Here is an 18,063-nt window from a genome sequence, read left to right on the forward strand (position 1 = left end):
CCGCGCCAAAGCCCCGGTCGGCCAGGGCCGCCGGCTGGAACTGCTCGGATGGCGAGGCCATCGCCTCGGTGCGGGTATTCCGCAAACAAATGAGGCAAGGGCCTCGCCATCACGCCGGGATTTGAGACGGGTTCGGGCCAGGTACGCTGTATCGCAAGCGCAGCTGCCGGGTTTCCCCCGCCGGGCCGGACGACTCCGACCCCACCGACATCCCGCACACGACCGTTCGTCGCGACCGCGCAGTAGATGTGCGGGAATGGGGTGAGTATGCGGGCGGCACTGGCGGGCGGGGATAAGTTTTTTCGCGATGGCTGGCGGACGGGGCGCAGCCTGCCCGGCAGGCTGGCCTTGAGCGCCGGGCGCGAAAGGCGGGCGGCTGGTTTGTGTGGTCATGGTTTCTCCTGTCCCGGCGGGATGCCGGACAGGAGAGGGTAAGGCGGGGTGGAGGGGTGGGGATTAGTTTGTCAGAACGTGCAACCCCCGCTCGGGTGGGCTCATTCGCCTGTGCCGTCCTCCTCCACAAACTCGATGAATGTCATGCCGCCCCCGCTCGTGCTGAGCGTGTCCCAAATCTCGATTTCGGCCTTCTCTAGAAGTAATTTCCAGATCGAGCCGACGTCGTCATCAGCGACCACGACAAACTCTGGGTTAATCGCCTTCTCCCACTCGGTCTGCATCCGTTGCTTCGCGTAGATTTCGTCATAGGTTCCTACCACCTCCTGTTTTTGCGGCGGTGGCGTTCGCGGCTTACCGTGGGCCAACGCGTTGCGGATTTTCTTCAGCGGGGCGACTGTGGAGAATGGGCGGGCCTCGAAATCAGCCTCGATCTTAAGGTGAGTGATCAGCGCCGCAAGCTTCTCGTCTAAGCTCTGCAGCTTCTTAAAGCCGGGCACCTTCTTGTAGTGACCGACAAAATTAACATTCGCCTCTAGGCTAAATGCAATCATCGTTATGGCAGCGGTCATTTCAAGGAAGAGCCCATCGTGTTCTCCCTTATTGACGCGGCTCTCAATGCGCTGACGAAAGTAGTTGGCGGTGTTTGATAGATCATTGTGAATGTTGTCGGTCGCGTAAGTCTCCAGCAACACCCGCATCTTCCGATTTCTATCGTCCGAATTCATCGCGCCTTCCTCCGACGTCCTAAGTTGGCGCCGTAAGCGGTGGAAGGGTTTGGAGCGTATCGACGGTCTCACGCACAAATCTGGCCAATTTTTCTAGTCGAGCTGGTGAGTGCTCCAACATGTGCAGCATTAGGAACTCGCTGTCCTTTTTCTTATTGAACGCCACCCTTGCCTCACTCATTGACGTACAAGTCGCTGCTATAAGGTTTGCGGCGTCGACTTCCGTTAGCCATGACTCGTCGGTGAGATCGTCCTTCCACTGATCGACTTTGTGTTTGGCAGTGGAGGCGAGCCGGGCCAACTCCTGTGCCACTGCGGAAGCATCGACAGTCGTGCCTTCATAGATGTCCCGCGCATTGATGAAGGCCGCAATTGCTTCGGGATCGACAAGGTAGCACTCAATATGCCGGCGTGGCAGGAAGAATAGTCTGCCCCTCGCTTTTCGGTTCATGTCCGCTTGCTCGTCCGCAGAATGCTGCTCGCGGTCAAGACAAGTAGCTGCCGCGACAACGAGGGCGGCCTCGCTGACCTTTTGATAGATCTCCGAGACCAGTTCTTGGTCCCGCTTGCGGGTTAGGTCGCCAGTTGTCGCGACCGCAGATATCACCGTGCCGCGCGGCTTTGAATGGCTTGTTGCCAGCTCATAGAGCCTTGGAAAGCACAGTTCCTCGGTCGGCCCCTCCACCCACAGTATGCGCTCTGCCGCGAGTACGTCAGAGAGAGAAACACCCAAATGGCCCGTGAGGTCTCGCAGTTCATCAATTTTGGAAATGTTTAGCGGCGTAACCACAGACTGGTACCCCTCGCGGCGCACCAAATGAAGTGTAGTTGCCCCACTAGCTCCGATAACATCGGCGGAGTGGGTAGAGATTATGTATTGGTGTTGAGCAAAGTCGGTCTGCAATATGCGCAGCAGCGCCTTTACCGCCGCCGGGTGGAGAAAGCTATTTATCTCGTCAATTACGATTGTCGCGTCGTCAACAGTCATTACCGCGGTAAGGATGGCTAGCACCTGAGACACGCCCGTACCGCTTGAACTGAGCGGAAAGCTCAGTTCAACTCGTTCTTGGTTGTCCGTCGGCCAGACGCGTATCTCGAGCGTATTGCCTTGGTTCTGTGCAGGCCCAACGCTTAGGCCGCCAACGGTTGGCAAAACATCCCTTAAGTGGCTTACAAGCCGGTCGAATAGCGCTGGCCGCTCGAATCGAAGCGTGGCCAGAACCGCAGGTAAGTTTGCGGCACTTGGACCAAGACGCTTGTGGTTTTCGGAGGCATATCGGCCGACATTCATTCTTTCGGCATCGAAATGGAACAGCTTGCGGTTCCAAACTTGGGACGCCAAGTCAGGCAGACCGTCGGCGCTGCTAGTTTGTTCAATTGCCTGGAGATGACCGCCGGTGCCTTGCATCAACACAGACACTTTCGCCCGTGCATTTGTAAATTCGTCGTCAGTGTGACTTGGGTATCCAACTGGCTGGAAGTTCGCGTTGCCCGCGTAACGCTGTAGGGCAATTAATACTTCCGCTGAATTTAGCAATTTATCGGCATACTCGCCAGCCCGGCCGTGATAGGTTTGCGGAACTGGGATGTGGAATTGGCTGCCAGCACGAAGAAGAGCATCACGAAGCTCAAACCCCGTGAGCACAATTGCCAGTGTCAATTTCGGCGACGCTAGAAAATGATCTTCGTACGCCGATGCGTTCTTGTGTCGATCGTCAGAAAGACTATGCAGCGAGCGGAGTAATGCGCTCTTACCGGAATTGTTCTGACCGACCACCAAGTTGATGCCCTTGGTAAGCTCCACGGTCCCAGAGTTCGAAAATCCCTGAAAGCCTTCGACCCTGAAGAACGAAATTCTCATGGTACACCTCCGCCACGCAATCTTTGCTAGAGTGCTGCCCGGCCGAGGCGATCCAGAGACCAGAGTGCCATCGCTTCCTTGTCCAACCTAGAGACAAGTTGGAGCCTCTAGTCATCCCCCATCTTCAGCGCCTTGATGAACGCCTCCTGGGGAATCTCCACCGACCCGAACTGCCGCATGCGCTTCTTGCCCGCCTTCTGCTTTTCCAGCAGTTTGCGCTTACGGGTCGCGTCGCCGCCGTAGCATTTGGCCGTCACGTCCTTGCGCATGGCGCGGACGGTTTCGCGGGCGATGATCTTGCCGCCGATGGCGGCCTGGATCGGGATCACGAACAGATGGGGCGGGATCAGCTCCTTGAGCTTTTCGCACATGATGCGGCCGCGCGACTCGGCGACGGTGCGGTGCACGAGCATCGAGAGGGCGTCGACGGGTTCGGCATTGACCAGGATGCTGAGCTTGACCAGGTCTCCGACGCGGTGATCGGACAGGGTATAATCGAAGCTGGCATAGCCCTTGGAGATGGACTTCAGCCGATCGTAGAAATCGAACACCACTTCGTTGAGCGGCAGATCGTATTCCACCATGGCGCGGTTGCCGACATAGCTGAGGTTCCGCTGGATGCCGCGGCGATCCTGGCAGAGCTTGAGGATGGCGCCCAGATATTCGTCGGGGGTGAGGATGGTCGCCTTGATCCAGGGCTCGCGGATTTCCGCGATCTTCATCACATCGGGCAGATCGGCGGGATTATGCAGGTGCATGGTCTCGCCATTGGTCAGCGCCACCTCGTAGACCACCGAGGGGGCGGTGGCGATGAGGTCGAGATCGAACTCGCGGGAGAGCCGCTCCTGGATGATTTCGAGATGCAGCAGCCCCAGGAAACCGCAGCGGAAGCCGAAGCCGAGGGCGGCTGACGTTTCCATCTCGAAGGAGAAGCTGGCATCGTTGAGACGGAGCTTGCCCATGGCGGCGCGCAGCTCGTCGAAATCGGAGGCATCGACCGGGAAGAGGCCGCAGAACACCACCGGCTGGGCCGGGCGGAAATCGGGCAGCGCCGTTGACGTGGGCTTGCGATCATCGGTGATGGTATCGCCGACATTGGTATCGGCGACTTCCTTGATCGAGGCGGTGAAGACGCCCAGCTCGCCGGGGGTGAGTTCCTTGACCTCGACCAGCTTGGGGGTCTGCACGGCAACGCGATCGAGCTCGTAGACGGCGCCCGAGGCCATCATGCGGATCTTCTGGCCCTTCTTCATCACCCCATCGATGATGCGGACGAGGACGACGACGCCGAGATAGGTGTCGTACCAGGAATCGACCAGCAGCGCCTTGAGCGGGGCATCGATATCGCCCTTGGGGGCGGGCAGGCGGGTGACGATGGCTTCGAGCACGGTGTCGATGCCGAAGCCGGATTTGGCCGAGATTTCGAGCGCGTCGGAGGCATCGATGCCGATCACGTCCTCGATCTGGGATTTCACCCGCGGGATATCGGCGGCGGGCAGATCGACCTTGTTGAGGACGGGGACGATTTCGTGGTTGGCGTCGAGCGCGTGGTAGACATTGGCCAGGGTCTGCGCCTCGACGCCCTGGGAGGCGTCGACGACCAGCAGCGAGCCCTCGACGGCGGCCATGGAGCGGGAGACTTCGTAGGCGAAGTCGACGTGGCCGGGCGTGTCGATGAGGTTGAGGATATAGGTCTCGCCGTCCTGCGCCTTGTAGCTGAGGCGCACCGTCTGCGCCTTGATGGTGATGCCGCGCTCGCGCTCGATATCCATGGAGTCGAGCACCTGCTCCTTCATCTCGCGGGCCTCCAGCCCGCCGGTCATCTGGATGAGCCGGTCGGCCAGGGTGGATTTGCCATGGTCGATATGGGCGACGATGGAGAAATTGCGGATGCGGGAAAGCGGCGTTGTCATAGGGGCGCTGATAGCAGAAGCGGGGTGGGGGAGAAAGATGGTTTAGCGCCGGTTAACAGCGCGAGCGCGGTGCCTTTTGCATGGCTGATGCGTTAGGGGGAGATGCACAAGCTCACCGCACTCGCCATCGTCCTGCCGCTGCTATTGCCGATCCCTGTAGGGGCGCAGGATCTGCTGGGGCCGCTGGAGGACCTGGTCGACCAGATCACCCGCCCGGCGCCAGCGCCGCAGCGTCCGCAAGCCGCCGCGCCCAAGCCGGCGGAAGTGGCCCCCATTCCGCGGCCGCGACCGCCGGATCTGCCTGACAGCCCTGATGTGGTGCAGCCGGCAGCGCCAGCGGTGACGCCAGAGGCGGAGGCTGAGGTCGAGGCGGCGCCAGCGGTTGAGCCGGAGACCGCAGCCGAGCCGGAGCGGATGTATCAGGCGGCGTGTCCGGCGGTGCTCCAGGGGCTGGTGGAGGCCGAGATGGCGCCGCCGCTGAGCGAGGGGATATGCGGGGAACAGTCGCCGCTCACCGTGACGGCGGTGCTGAGCCGGGGGCGGATGGTGCCGCTCTCGAGCCCGGTGACGACCAATTGCCAGATGGCCAGCGCCCTGCCCGGCTGGGTCGCCGATGTGGATGGCTATGCCGAGGCGATGCTGGGCAGCCGGCTGGCGCAGGTCGATACCGGCACCAGCTATATGTGCCGGAACCGGAACAATGCCAGCGACGGCTTCACCTCCGAGCACGGCTTTGCCAATGCGGTGGATGTGACCGGCTTCACGCTCGAGGACGGACGCAGCATCGGCGTCGAGGGGCAGTGGCTGCCGGGCCCGGCGCCCGAAGGCCGGCTGCTGCGGCTGGCGCATGACGCGGCCTGCGGCGGCTTTACCACGGTACTGGGGCCCGAGGCCAATGCCGAGCACAAGGATCACCTGCACCTGGACCTAGGCTGCCACGGGCAGACCTGCACGGCGCGGATCTGCGAATGAGGCAACCCCCTCCCCAGGGGAGAGGGGAAACTGCTGGCGACTACTGAGCGGGTAGTGCTTCCGGAGCCGGGGCAGGTGCGGCCGGTGCGGTCACCGTGCCCGGCTGGGGCGCTGCCGGGGCCGCGGGCGCGGCGGGGGGCGGCAGGGACGCGTAGATGGCGGTGACCGCATCGACGCCGGCGCGATCCGGGCTGCCATCGGCGCAGTCGGGCGTGGTCTTTTCGACATCGGCCTTGACCTTGGCATAGGCCGCCGCGGCCGTGGGCGCATCCATGCTCAGAGCGCGTTCGAGGCGTGCGCGATCGGCCGCCATGCCCTCGATGATACCCGGTTCAATCTGGACAGAACACAGCTCGATCACCGCCTGGGTGGCATAGAAGCCGGTCAGCATGTTTGCCTGCTTGGGGGTGTTGTCGATGGGCGCGGCAGGATCGACCACGATGTCGGGCGCCGCGGCCGGGGCCGGGGCTGCCTCCTGCGCGACCGAAGCGCCGGATATGAGAGCGAAGACGGCGAGCGCGGCGAAGGGGCGGATCATCGGGAACTCCTTGAAGGGCTGGTTTGGCTACCCTTCAAAGGCCCGATTATGGCGTCAGCACGGCGCGATCAAGCCGATGGGTGATGGGAAGGCAGATCGGCCCAATCATGCAGGCTCATGCCGTCGGGCTCGACCGGCGCCGTTTCTGCGGCGAACAGCGCATTGAGAAGGCGGCCCAGCAGGGTGATGACGTTGGACATTTTGTGACCTCCGTTCCGGTCGGTTGCTTGCTATGGCCCTAGTTTTGCGCCCTTCCAGCGGATCGGACAATGGACAAGGTCGCGCGACCGTTGTAGAAAAACTATATGGTCAATCCCTTCCCCATTCCGCTCAATGCGCTGCGCGCCATTGAAATCGTGGCGCGCAGAGGGGCCCTGGCGCCCGCCGCCGAGGAATTGGGCGTCACCATCGGCGCGGTGAGCCAGCATTTGCGGCGGGCTGAGGAACGGCTGGGCATGGCGCTGTTCGAGCGCACCCCGGCCGGCCTGAGGCCCACGCCGGCGCTCAAGGCCGCCTTGCCGCAGCTGACTTCAGGCTTTGCTGCCTTGCAGGACGGACTGGCAAGCCTCAAGGGCAGCGACGAGGGCGTGCTCAACCTGACGGTGGGCAGCGTGTTCGCGTCCCGCTGGCTGATCTGGCGCATCAACAAGTTCACCACGCTCCACCCAGAAATCGAGGTGCGGCTCAACGTAACGGGGGCCGTGCTCGATATTAGCCGGCCGGACATCGATTGCGGCATCCGCTACGGACAGGGCCAGTGGCCGGGCGTCCATGCGGAGCTGGTGGGTGGCGGCGCCTACCAGCCGGTCTGCGCGCCACCTATCGCCAAAGTGCTCCAGCGCCCGGAAGACCTGGCCAAGGTCCCGGTCATCCGTGACCAGACCACGATGCTCAGCTGGGACGCCTGGCGCGCCGAAGTGGGCATGGACCCCGAGATCAAGCTGAGCGGCCCCACCTATTCGGATGCGTCGCTGGCCTTCGACGCCGCGATCTCGGAGCAGGGCGTGTTGATGGCTGCCGACATGATGAGCGCTGACGCCGTGAGCGACGGCCGCCTGGTGCGGCCCTTCGGACATTCCCTGGAGGGGCCGCAGGGCTATTGGCTGGTTACGGCCCAAGGCCGTCGCGAGACGCGGAAGCTCCGCGCGTTCCGAGACTGGCTGAAACAGGAAGTGCCGGCCAGCGCCCGAGGGTACGTGCACCAGAGCCGCGGGTGAGCCAGATCAAGGCACCGACCCTGGCCGTCGTGGCCGACTACGGCGCCGTCCGCATCGGTCACGCCACCAGCTTCTTCGAACTGCTTGGAGGTGCTCAATCCGATGGCGGTTGGGCCGGCGAAGGCGTGACGCCCAACCGCTTCGCCGTCATCCCCAGCGCCACCCACTACACTATCAACACGGATCCACGCTTCGCGCAGGCGGCCGCCGCCTTCCTGGCGGTCGAGTGAGGGCTCGGGGACGTCGGCTGGCTCGAAGCCATGACCAGGTGGCTTCAATAGCACAGTACGCGACACGGCCTTAGCTTGCCGCGGCCAGGTACGCTTTGCACGCCAAAGGTAATTGCTGGCGCAGTCGTCGAATGTGCCCGACGCGCCGGTGTCGAGCACCATGCGCACCGAACCGCCAATGATCGTGGCAAGCATGAAGGCGATGGCCTCGGTGTCTGCAAAATGGGCATCTGGCGCGGCTTCCAGAAGCCAGTAGGAGGCAAAGGTCGGGATGGTCTTGCCACCAAGGGATTGGGGCGGGCCAGGGCCTGCACCGTCTCGAAGGCGCTTTCGAGCTCGCGCAACGCTTCGGCGGTAAGGCCAGCGTGGCGGTACGGAGCTGACCGCCGTTGGCGCTCGAGCTTCAGCAATGTTCGCGAACGGCCTATCGGCCCAAAATGGCCTGGGCGATGGCGGCGAAGCCTTTTCCGGCGGGAGCCTGGGTAATCCAGCGGGGTTTTTTTGGCAGATCGTCGATGACGGGGAGGATGTTGGCGACGCCGAAGGACTTCGGGAAATGGGCAAACATGGGCGAATCGTTGCGGGAGTCGCCGACAAAGCAGACCTGCTCGGCGAGTTCGACGTCACCCAGGCCCAGCCGGCGCAGGAGCCGCTCGCTCATCGTCTGCTTGTCGTAGCGGCCGATCCAGGTGTTGAGGTGGACCGAACTGATTGCGGCCGAGCCGCCCAGGGCGCGGATGCGCGCGGCGAGCTGGTCCACTTCCGCGCGGTCGTGGCCCACGATGTCCACCGCGACGTCGGCCAGCCGGAAGCGCTGGTCATGGGCGAACCGGAAGCGATCCGCGAGCAAGGGCCGCAGCGCGGCGACGTGAGTTGCCTGGCGCTCGGCCTGGATGGCCTCGCCTTCCCAATATTCAACCGCGACCCGATTGCGCTCCGCGGACATGACAAAGGCGCCGCTTTCCCCGATCGCGGCCGCCACGGGCCAGGCGCGCGCGATGTGTTCGCACCAGCCCGCCGAGCCGCCGGTCACCGTCACCAGTTCAATGCCGGCATCCCGCAGGTCCCACATGGCCTGATAGGTTTGGGGCAACAGCTTGCCGTCGGTGGTCAGGGTGTCGTCGATGTCGGTCAGCACGTAGCGGATGGCCGACAGATCCTGGGGTGATGGCCCTTGCCCGATGAACGTCAAGACGCTTCCCCGCAGACGATGACCTCGATCCCCGACTGGGCAAGGGCGGCGCGGGCCCCGCCCTGCTCAGGCAAGCTATCGGTGAACAGATGCGTGACCTCGGAGAAGGCCGCGACGCGAACCGAGGCGTCCCTGGACCATTTGCTGGCATCGGCAGCCAGAAACCTGTGGCGGGCATTGCTCAGCAGCCGCGCGGTCAGCTGGGCCTCGCTATAGCTGAAATCGAGAATGCCGTGCGCGGGGTGCAGGGCGCCCGCTCCGATGATGGCGTGGGAGGCGTAGAACTTCTCGAAGAAATTGAGGGCGTCGGGCCCCACCACGTCCAGGTCGTTGTGGCGGAGCAGGCCACCGGTCATGTGGACTTCCACCTGGGGTGCCTCGGCCAGGGTCAGCGCCACATGGATATTGTTGGTGACCACGCGCAGGTCCGGGTGATCGACCAGGGCGGCGGCAATCACCTGCACCGTGCTGCCGATGCCCATGAAGACGGTGGAGCCAGCGGGGATGGCAGCCGCGATGGCGGCCGCGATGCGCTGCTTGGCGGCCCGGTTGAGGGCGGCGCGGGCGTTGACCGAGATGTTGCGGGCCCCCACCGGCTTCTCCACGCCACCGTGGAAGCGCTTGGCATAGCCGAGGTCGCACAGGGCGTTGGTGTCGCGCCGGATGGTCTGGGTCGTGACGGCGTAGCGCGCGGCCAGCTGCTCGATATATTGAGCGCCCTCCGTCTCGATCAGACTGAGGATGTCGCGCTGTCGATCCGAAAGCATTTCGGCCGCGGTCTCCGTTAGCCCAGGAACAGGCTGGGATTGTCGGTTATCACCCCCGTCAGACCCGCGCCCCAGAAGGAGACAAGTTCAACAGGATTATTGCTCGTCCAGGCCCTGACCTTGACGCCGTTGCGCGAGGTTTCTTCGAGCAGGGCGATGCTGAGCGCCTTGTAGTTCATGTGGATGGTCCTGGAGGGAATGGCCTTGAGCACGTCCTGCCAATCCGCGGGCGGGCTCCACCAGAGCATGGCCATCTCCAGGTCGGGCTCGAGGGCGTGCATGGCCGCGAGCGCCTGGGGATCGAAGCTCGAGATCATGATGCCGGTATCGGCACTCCGCCCGGCGATAGCGGCCTGAACCGCATGGACCAGATGGTCGAGCGATTTGTGGTGCTTGTGCTGCTTGATCTCCACATTGGCGCTCAGGCCAAGCTCGCCGAGCAGCGCAATCACCTGGCTGAGCGTGGGCAGGCGCTCGCCGGAAAATTTCGGGTCGAACCATGTCCCCGCATCCAGGGAAGCGATGTCGGCAGCGGTCAGCTCGCCGAGGGAACCCCGTCCCGAGGTCGTGCGATCCACGCTGTCGTCATGGATGACGACCAGCGTGTCATCGCCGAGGAGCGCAACGTCGAGCTCCACCCAGCGCGCGCCCTGCTCTGCCGCGGCGCGGAAGGCGGCAAGCGTATTCTCGGGCGCTATGGCCGAGGCACCCCGGTGCGCCTGCACTTCATCGCGGGAGGGGCCGATATGGTAATTGTTGGTCATGACGCTTCTTCCGTTCGGGTTGCCGATGGCAGGTCTGCGGCGCTAGGGACGCGCAACCGGCATATCGGTCCGGCTGCCGCTTTGACGATTGAAAGGGTGGAGGTCGGCCGGCTTGGCGTAGACCGTCATCGACGCGCCTTCCGCAATGTCGGTCCGGCCAGGCACGCTGACGATCAGAATGTCGGACGAACCGGCGCGCTTCATATGCACGTGGCTTTCGCCCCCGACCGGCTCAACCAGCTCGACAGTGCCGGAGAACGAGGCTGCCGGCGTCTGCGGCGGCGCAACGACCAGACTGTCGGGGCGGATGCCGACGACGTCGGTCCCAGCCGGCAGGTCGAGGCCTGCAAAGGCCCCGGCACCCAGGGGGCCATCCAACGAAACAAGATTCATCGGTGGCGAGCCGATGAAGCCCGCCACGAACAGGGTTTCGGGTCGTTCGTAGATCGAGATGGGCGCGCCCACCTGTTCGATGCGCCCACCATTCATGACGACGAGCTGGTCGGCGAGGGTCATCGCCTCGAGCTGGTCGTGGGTGACATAGACGCTTGTGGTGGCGAGGTTGCGCTGCAGGCGCTTGATCTCGATCCGCATCTGTCCGCGCAGCTTGGCATCGAGGTTGGACAGCGGCTCGTCGAACAGAAACGCCTTTGGCTGCCGCACGATTGCCCGCCCCATGGCGACACGCTGGCGCTGCCCGCCCGAGAGCTGGCGCGGCCGGCGATCGAGAAAGGGCTCGATCTCCAGAATGCGCGCGGCCTCTGCCACCCGCCGGTCGATCTCGTCCCGGGGCGTACCGCGGTTCTTGAGCCCGTATTCGAGGTTTCCGCGCACCGTCATGTGCGGATAGAGGGCATAGTTCTGGAACACCATGGCGATGTCCCGCTCGGCGGGTTCCTTGGCGTTGACCACCGCGCCATCGATGGCAATGGTGCCTTCCGTGATCGATTCCAGCCCGGCGATCATGCGCAGCAGCGTCGACTTCCCGCAGCCCGACGGACCCACCAGCACCACCAGTTGGCCGTCGGGTATGGAGAGGTCGAGATTGTGAATCGCGGTGACGTTGCCGCCATAGACCTTCTTGACGCCCTTGATGTCGATGCTTGCCATCTGCCTACTTCTCTGTTTCGACCAGGCCCTTGACGAAAAGGCGCTGCATCAGGATTACGACGAGGACGGGGGGAAGCATGGCCAGCATCACGGCGGCCATGACGAAGTTCCATTGCGGCTCGGCATCGGCCGTCGCGGCCAGCCGTTTGATGCCCATGACGACCGTGTAGTATTTGCTGTCGGTCGTGACGAGCAGCGGCCAGAGATACTGGACCCATCCGTAGATGAAGAGGATGACGAAGAGCGCAGCAATATTGGTGCGGCTCAGCGGCAGCAGGATATCGCGGAAGAATTTGAGCGGCCCGGCCCCGTCGACGCGCGCCGCCTCCATGAGTTCATCGGGCACGGTGAGGAAGAACTGCCGGAACAGGAAGGTGGCCGTGGCCGAGGCGATCAGAGGGATGATGAGGCCGGGGTAGGAATTGAGCATGCCCAGGTCGGACACCACCTTGAAGGTGGGAATGATGCGCACCTCGACCGGCAGCATGAGCGTAATGAAGATCATCCAGAACGCCAGCAGCCGGAACGGAAACTTGAAGTAGACGATGGCGTAAGCCGACAGGATCGAGATGATGATCTTGCCCACGGCAATCGAGATGGCCATGACCAGCGAATTGAGCAGCATGATCGAAAGCGGCGGGGCGCCAGCGGTCGATAGACCGACATTGAACATATAGCTGTAATTCTCGAGCATGTGCGGGCCCGGCAGCAGCGGCACGAGCCCGCGCATGAAGTCGCCGCTGCCATGGGTGGAGGCAATGAAGGCCAGGTAGACCGGGAAGGCCACGACGACCACGCCGACGATCAGAACCAGGTGGGTGAGAAAGGCGAGAATGGGCCGGTTTTCGATCATCGTCTCGCTCCTCAATACTGGATCCGCCGCTCGACATAGCGGAACTGGATGGCGGTCAGGGCGATCACGATAATCATCAGCACCACGGACTGGGCCGACGACGAGCCGATGTTGAGACCGATGAAGCCATCGGAATAGACCTTGTAGACGAGCGTGTTGGTCGCCTGGGCGGGGCCGCCCTGCGTGGTCGCGTCGATGATGCCGAAGGTGTCGAACATGGCATAGTTGATGTTGACGATCAGCAGAAAGAACGTCGTCGGGGCAAGCAGCGGAAAAACGATGGTCCAGAAGCGCTTGAACGGGCCGGCGCCATCGATGGCGGCCGCTTCGATCAGCGAATGGGGAACCGACTGCAGGCCAGCCACGAAGAACAGGAAATTGTACGATATCTGCTTCCAGCTGGCTGCGATGATCACCAGGATCATGGCGTCGACGCCGTCCACCCGGTGGTTCCAGCTGATGCCCAGCCCGCGCAGCAGATAGGGCGCAATCCCGATATTGGGGTTGAACATGAACCACCACAGGATGCCCACGACCACGGGAGCGACTGCATAGGGCCAGACCAGGAGCGTGGTATAAAGGCGATTGGTGCGCAGCACCCGGTTCACCGCCACCGCGAGAATGAGCGACAGGGACATCGACAGCGCCGTGACGCTGACGGCAAAGATGGCCGTCTTGCCGACTGAGCTCAGGTAGAGCGGATCGATAAACAGCCGGCGGTAATTTTCGAACCAGACGAAGGTGGTGCGGAACCCGAAGGGATCCTCGCGCTCGAAGGATGATTTCACCGCCTGCAGCGCGGGCCAGATGAAAAACAGCAGCGTGACGGCAAGCTGCGGCAGCAGCAGGAAATAGGGTAGGATCTTGTTGGGAAAAACAGTCCGCTTGGCCTGCATGCTCCGCCTCGTTCTTGCCAGCGCTCGAGCGCAATGATGCTGTTGCTCCACCCGCTTGCGGGTGGAGCACGCTTCAGATCAGGCGGTTACTGGTTGGCAGCTTCGAAGTCGCGCAGGATCTGGTTGCCGCGCTCAACGGCAGCGTCCAGGGCCTCCTGGGCGGTCTTGGACCCGGCCAGAAGCGCCTCGAACTCCTCATCGACGATGGCGCGGACCTGGGTCAGGTTGCCGAACCGCACGCCCTTGGAGTTTGCCGTCGGCGTTCCGCGGGTGATCTGCTGGATCGCGATGTCCGAGCCCGGATTCTGGGCGTAGTAATCCTGCTGCTGTCCCAGCTCGTAGGCCGCGTTGGTGATCGGCAGGTAGCCAGTGAACTGGTGCCATTCGGCCTGCACTTCGGGCTGGCTGAGATAGGTGAAGAACTTGGCCACGCCACGATAGACCTCGGGGTCCTTCCCGTTCAGCGTCCACAAGGTGGCGCCGCCGATGATCGAGTTCTTGGGCTCGTCGATGACGTCGTCGTAATAGGGCAAGGGTGCGAAGCCGACTTCGAAGTCCTTGGCATTGTTGATGACGCCAGCGCGGCCTGCCGAGGAATTCATGAAGATCGCGCATTCCTGGGCGTAGAATTTGGGGCCGGCATCCGCGCCGCCCGCGGGGCCGCCATACTGGAACAGGCCTTCATCGGACCATTTCTTGAGATTGTCCCAATGCCGGACCTGCAGTTCGTCGTTGAAGACGAATTCGGTGGCGAGGCCGCCAAAGCCGTTTTCGAGCGTACCGAACGGCTTGTCGTGCAAGGCCGACAGGTTTTCGGTCTGGATCCAGGTGATCCAGGCGCTGCTCAGGGCACAGGGTGCGGCGCCCGACTCCACGATCTGCCGACCCATGGTTTCGAGTTCGGCCCAGGTCTTGGGCGGCGTTTCCGGATCAAGGCCGGCTTTTTCGAACACGTCCTTGTTGTAGTACATGATGGGCGTGGAGGAATTGAACGGCATGGAGAGGATGTTGCCGTCGGTGTCGGAGTAGTAGCCCGTGACCGGGGCCAGGAAGCCGCTGGGATCCCAGGGCTCGCCATTGTCCTGCATGAGCTGGTAGACCGGGTAGACCGCGCCCTTGGCCGACATCATGGTGCCGGTGCCCACTTCGAACACCTGCACGATGGCCGGCTGCTCATTGGCACGGAATGCAGCAATCGCCGCCGTCAGGGTTTCGGCATAGCTGCCCTTGTAGGTCGGCACGACCTTGAACTCATCCTGGCTCTCGTTGAAGCCGGTCGCGATTTCCTCGAGCTTCTTGCCGAGCTCGGCGTCCATGGCGTGCCACCAGGCAATCTCGGTCTGCGCGAAAGCGGGCGCGCTGGCCGCCAGCGCAGCCAAACCAACTGACAGGCAAAGTGCTTTCTTGAACATGCTTACTCCCTTCATATTGACCCGTTAGAACCGGTCCTCTTCCCGACTGAAACGCTATCAGCCGGGGGCGCATTTGCAACCTATTTTGTTCATATGAAAATCAGATGACAACGAGAGCCGGGATGGGATGCCGCAAGGTGGCGTTTTCCGCCGGTTTGCCGGCGAAATGACGCCCTTCCCGGCGTAATATGACATTCATATGAACATCATGATTCCCGCACGATGGCCGCCAACCCAATGGCTGAATGGCACTGGGTAATGGGATGAATGAGTGGAAGGCGAATGGATGAGGCTCGTGGAGGGGTGGGCCTCACCTGCTCGGTCGTGAGGGCCTCAGGCGATTTCGACGAGGCGCCCCCATGCGGGATTCCACAGCTTTTCGTCGGCAATGCGGACCACGATGCGGTTGAGCTTGCGCTCCAGGCGCAGTCTTTCGGCCTCCAGCAGCGCCTGGCGGACCGGGACCGGCAGCCCCGCAATCTCGTCCACCGAGGATACGTCGGCAACGCTGCGGCCGAAGATCTGCTTCACCTCGACGACCACGGCGTCCAACGGCGTCCGCGCGCCAGTTTGCAGTCGTTCGTAGGTCATGTGTTTCCCCGCCAATCGGCAGGGAAATTGGTCAACTTAAGTAAAGTTGCAATCGTGCCGATCACATTTGCCGAGCCGGCGTATTTCCGGTGTTTGAACAGCTCACGCCGCCAGGTGGCGCGGGTCTTCCGAGCGCTCCTTGAGCACGAACACATCCACGATATGGTCGAGTTCGCTTGCCTGCGACTCGGTTTGCTCGATCGCCGCATTGCTTTGCTCGACGAGCGCCGCATTGTGCTGGGTCATCTCATCAAGGGTTCGCACGGCAACGTTGACCTCATCGATGGAGGTAGCCTGATGCTGGCTCTGGTGGGCGATTTCCTCCATGAGCTCGTTGCTGGCGCGCGCCGCGCTGAGCATCATCCCCAGCTTTGCCGCCGCCTCGGCCACGAGGCGCGACCCGCCACTGACCTCGGTCCCCGACTGTTCGATCAAGGTCTTGACCTCCGCCGACGCTTCGGCGGCCGACTGGGCCAGCCGCCGCACTTCCACCGCGACCACGGCAAAGCCCTTGCCCGCTTCGCCCGCCCGCGCCGCTTCCACCGAGGCATTGAGCGCCAGGAGGTTGGTCTGGAAGGCGATGTCGTCGATAAGGCCGATGATGCTCGATATCTTGCCGGAGGAGTGGGTTATGCGCTCCATGGCCTGGTTGGCCTGGGCCATGACGACCGCCCCTTCATCGGCCGTGGTCGCGACACTGCTGGCGGCCGCACTGGCCTCCTGGGCGCGCTTGGCATTGGCCTGCACAGTGGTGGCCAACTGCTCGATCGTGGCCGAGGTTTCTTCGATGGTCGCGGCTTGGCGTGTCGTGCGCTGGCTGAGGTCGTTGGCGCCCGACAACAGTTCCCCTGTCGCCGCCTTGAGCGACTGCGAAGTCTGGCGAAGCTGGCCGACGATCTCGGCCAGCCGTTCTGCCACGGCATTGGTATCGGTCTTGAGCCGTTCGAAGGCGCCGCGATACTGCCCGGTGACGCGCCGGGTGAGATCGGTATTGGCCAGCGAAGCCAGCACGGCGCCGGTTTCGCTGAGACCCCGATCAACGGTTTCGACCAGGCCATTTACGCTGCCGGCCAGCTCATTGAGTTCGGGATCGGGGAAGGCGGTCTCGACGCGCCTCGAGAAATCGCCGGCGATCGCGGCATTGACCACCTCGCCGAACGACGCCTGAAGCTGTTGCATCATGCTGGCACGGTCGATGCGGCGCTGGGCAGATGCAGCCCGCTCTCCCTCGGTCAGATCGCCCATCCTGATGGCGTTTTCCTTGAACACCTCGACAGCCTTGGCCATGGCGCCCAGTTCATCACCGCGTTCGGTGCCTCTGACTTCGGCGCTGAGGTCACCGCCCGACAGGGCTTCCATGGTTCGGGTCAACCTTGTCATGGGCTTGGTAACCGAGCGCGCGAACAACAGGCCCAGCGCCGCGACGCCAACCAGCAGGCCCGCCCCGGTGACCAGCATCAGGTTGCGGATGTGGGCGATGGGCGCCATCGCTTCCCCTTCGTCGATGACGCTGACCAGGGCCCAGTGCTGGCCCAGGAAATTGATCGGCACCGCGGTGGTGATCGTGGGCACGTCGCGGTAGGTCGAATAGGTGCCCTGCGCCGTGGCGCCGCCGAGGGCCGCCTCGATCACAGGGGAGTCGAACGGGGTGGTAAGGTAGTCGTTCGATGCGGTGAACGCGGAATCTGAGCGCATGAGCCGGTCGCTACCCACGATAAAGGTTTCGCCGCTTTCGCCCATGCCGTTCCGCGATGCCATGGTGAGATTGACCTGGTCGAGCGGGAGCTGCACGGCGAGTACGCCGGCCGGGGCGCCTTCCTTGGTGAAGATGGTGGTCGCGACGAACCCCGCCTGGGCGCCGCCCGAAGGGGCATAGGCGACGTCATCGGCGAAAGCCACCTGGCCCGGCTCGGTGAATGCGGCGGCCTCGCGGAAGGCGCGACCGAGCGCGGTATCGGCATAGGGACCGCCGCCTTCGGCCAGATTGGTGGCGTATTCATCGTTCTTGTTGACGGTGTAGAGCAGGTTGCCCTTGAGGTCGAAGACGTAGAGATCGACATAGCCCCGCGCCTGGGTCACGGCGCGCAATTGCGGATGCTGGCCGTTGTGGCTGAAATTGTAGTTCAGCTTGATTTCGGTATTGGCGATATTGAGCTTCCAGCGCTCCCCTGGCGGGTTGGGATTGTCGGTGACGTAAGCCTTGCGCAGCGTCTCGGTGGGGTTTTCGGTCTGGCTCCAGTTGATCTCCATCAGCCGCACGGTTTCCTGGGCCGCGGCCGTCGTGCTGAGCTGGATCACGTCTTCGGCGAGCCCATCAAGATAGAGCTGCACCTTTTGAGCGCGCTCGATCGCGACGGCCTCCTGCCGCTCCTGGGTGAGGCTCGCGACTGCCGAGGCACCGATCAGGTATCCCGCCAGGCCCACTGCGGCACTGACGAGCAGGGCCGAGCCGACGATTGCGGCAGGCAGTTTCTGGGCAATAGAAAGGCCACCAAGTCCGATACGCATCCGTTCCCCCAAATCGGCAGTCCAAGGCAACATCCGCGTTTAAAGATAAATATTTATTACCGTCCTAATTATTCATATTACTTGAAAATATCGACGACGGGCGGCAGGCGATGCCGGG

General features: G+C 63.0%; 17 protein-coding genes. 3 read left to right on the forward strand and 14 right to left on the reverse strand.

Annotated elements, in window-relative coordinates:
• Positions 1-494 precede the first annotated feature (494 nt).
• From JI749_RS01300 to lepA, 3 genes are all read right to left on the reverse strand, one after another.
• The gene (locus JI749_RS01300) at positions 495-1,121 is read right to left on the reverse strand and encodes a hypothetical protein (RefSeq protein ID WP_201657664.1); all 627 of its coding nucleotides are present in this window, start codon (positions 1,119-1,121) and stop codon (positions 495-497) included.
• A gap of 19 nt (positions 1,122-1,140) precedes the next feature.
• Complete coding sequence (locus JI749_RS01305) at positions 1,141-2,982, reverse strand: ATP-dependent nuclease (protein ID WP_201657668.1); 1,842 nt, start codon at positions 2,980-2,982, stop codon at positions 1,141-1,143.
• 107 nt (positions 2,983-3,089) lie between these two features.
• Positions 3,090-4,895, reverse strand: a complete 1,806-nt coding sequence (lepA, locus tag JI749_RS01310; protein ID WP_201657707.1) for a translation elongation factor 4 — start codon at positions 4,893-4,895, stop codon at positions 3,090-3,092.
• 102 nt (positions 4,896-4,997) lie between these two features.
• On the opposite strand from lepA, the gene JI749_RS01315 reads away from it, so the two are divergent.
• Positions 4,998-5,867, forward strand: a complete 870-nt coding sequence (locus JI749_RS01315; RefSeq protein ID WP_201657710.1) for an extensin-like domain-containing protein — start codon at positions 4,998-5,000, stop codon at positions 5,865-5,867.
• Positions 5,868-5,907: 40 nt separating this feature from the next.
• Here the strand turns inward: JI749_RS01315 and JI749_RS01320 are convergent, their stop codons facing one another.
• Positions 5,908-6,405 carry a hypothetical protein gene (locus JI749_RS01320; protein WP_201657713.1) on the reverse strand — a complete coding sequence of 166 codons (498 nt, stop codon included), beginning with the start codon at positions 6,403-6,405 and terminating at the stop codon, positions 5,908-5,910.
• A gap of 68 nt (positions 6,406-6,473) precedes the next feature.
• Positions 6,474-6,605, reverse strand: a complete 132-nt coding sequence (locus JI749_RS17505) for a hypothetical protein (protein WP_267911657.1) — start codon at positions 6,603-6,605, stop codon at positions 6,474-6,476.
• A gap of 105 nt (positions 6,606-6,710) precedes the next feature.
• On the opposite strand from JI749_RS17505, the gene JI749_RS01325 reads away from it, so the two are divergent.
• Positions 6,711-7,622: a LysR substrate-binding domain-containing protein gene (locus tag JI749_RS01325; protein ID WP_201657716.1), complete on the forward strand. Its 912-nt coding sequence runs from the start codon at positions 6,711-6,713 to the stop codon at positions 7,620-7,622.
• Positions 7,619-7,852 carry a hypothetical protein gene (locus JI749_RS01330; protein ID WP_201657719.1) on the forward strand — a complete coding sequence of 78 codons (234 nt, stop codon included), beginning with the start codon at positions 7,619-7,621 and terminating at the stop codon, positions 7,850-7,852. The genes JI749_RS01325 and JI749_RS01330 overlap by 4 nt, the downstream gene beginning before the upstream one ends.
• Positions 7,853-8,276: 424 nt before the next feature.
• On the opposite strand, the gene JI749_RS01335 is transcribed toward JI749_RS01330, so the two are convergent.
• The 9 genes from JI749_RS01335 to JI749_RS01375 form a co-directional block, all read right to left on the reverse strand.
• Entirely contained in the window at positions 8,277-9,044 is a 768-nt protein-coding gene (locus tag JI749_RS01335) for an HAD-IIB family hydrolase (protein ID WP_201657722.1), read from the reverse strand.
• On the reverse strand, positions 9,041-9,811 hold the full coding sequence (locus JI749_RS01340; RefSeq protein WP_201657725.1) for a DeoR/GlpR family DNA-binding transcription regulator: 771 nt from the start codon (positions 9,809-9,811) through the stop codon (positions 9,041-9,043). The genes JI749_RS01335 and JI749_RS01340 overlap by 4 nt, the downstream gene beginning before the upstream one ends.
• Before the next feature lie 17 nt (positions 9,812-9,828).
• Positions 9,829-10,575 carry a glycerophosphodiester phosphodiesterase family protein gene (locus JI749_RS01345; RefSeq protein WP_201657728.1) on the reverse strand — a complete coding sequence of 249 codons (747 nt, stop codon included), beginning with the start codon at positions 10,573-10,575 and terminating at the stop codon, positions 9,829-9,831.
• A 42-nt stretch (positions 10,576-10,617) separates the two neighbouring features.
• Positions 10,618-11,685: a sn-glycerol-3-phosphate import ATP-binding protein UgpC gene (locus JI749_RS01350; RefSeq protein WP_201657731.1), complete on the reverse strand. Its 1,068-nt coding sequence runs from the start codon at positions 11,683-11,685 to the stop codon at positions 10,618-10,620.
• Positions 11,686-11,689: 4 nt separating this feature from the next.
• The gene (ugpE, locus tag JI749_RS01355) at positions 11,690-12,538 is read right to left on the reverse strand and encodes a sn-glycerol-3-phosphate ABC transporter permease UgpE (RefSeq protein ID WP_201657734.1); all 849 of its coding nucleotides are present in this window, start codon (positions 12,536-12,538) and stop codon (positions 11,690-11,692) included.
• Positions 12,539-12,549: 11 nt separating this feature from the next.
• Positions 12,550-13,434, reverse strand: coding sequence for a sn-glycerol-3-phosphate ABC transporter permease UgpA (gene ugpA / locus JI749_RS01360; protein WP_201657737.1), 885 nt, complete (start codon positions 13,432-13,434; stop codon positions 12,550-12,552).
• Between the two features lie 86 nt (positions 13,435-13,520).
• Positions 13,521-14,846, reverse strand: coding sequence for a sn-glycerol-3-phosphate ABC transporter substrate-binding protein UgpB (ugpB, locus tag JI749_RS01365; RefSeq protein ID WP_201657738.1), 1,326 nt, complete (start codon positions 14,844-14,846; stop codon positions 13,521-13,523).
• 333 nt (positions 14,847-15,179) lie between these two features.
• Positions 15,180-15,437, reverse strand: a complete 258-nt coding sequence (locus JI749_RS01370; RefSeq protein ID WP_201657740.1) for a hypothetical protein — start codon at positions 15,435-15,437, stop codon at positions 15,180-15,182.
• A gap of 102 nt (positions 15,438-15,539) precedes the next feature.
• Complete coding sequence (locus JI749_RS01375) at positions 15,540-17,945, reverse strand: methyl-accepting chemotaxis protein (RefSeq protein ID WP_201657742.1); 2,406 nt, start codon at positions 17,943-17,945, stop codon at positions 15,540-15,542.
• Positions 17,946-18,063: the final 118 nt, after the last annotated feature.

The sequence above is a fragment of the Devosia oryziradicis genome (assembly GCF_016698645.1).
Taxonomy (GTDB): Bacteria; Pseudomonadota; Alphaproteobacteria; order Rhizobiales; family Devosiaceae; genus Devosia; species Devosia oryziradicis.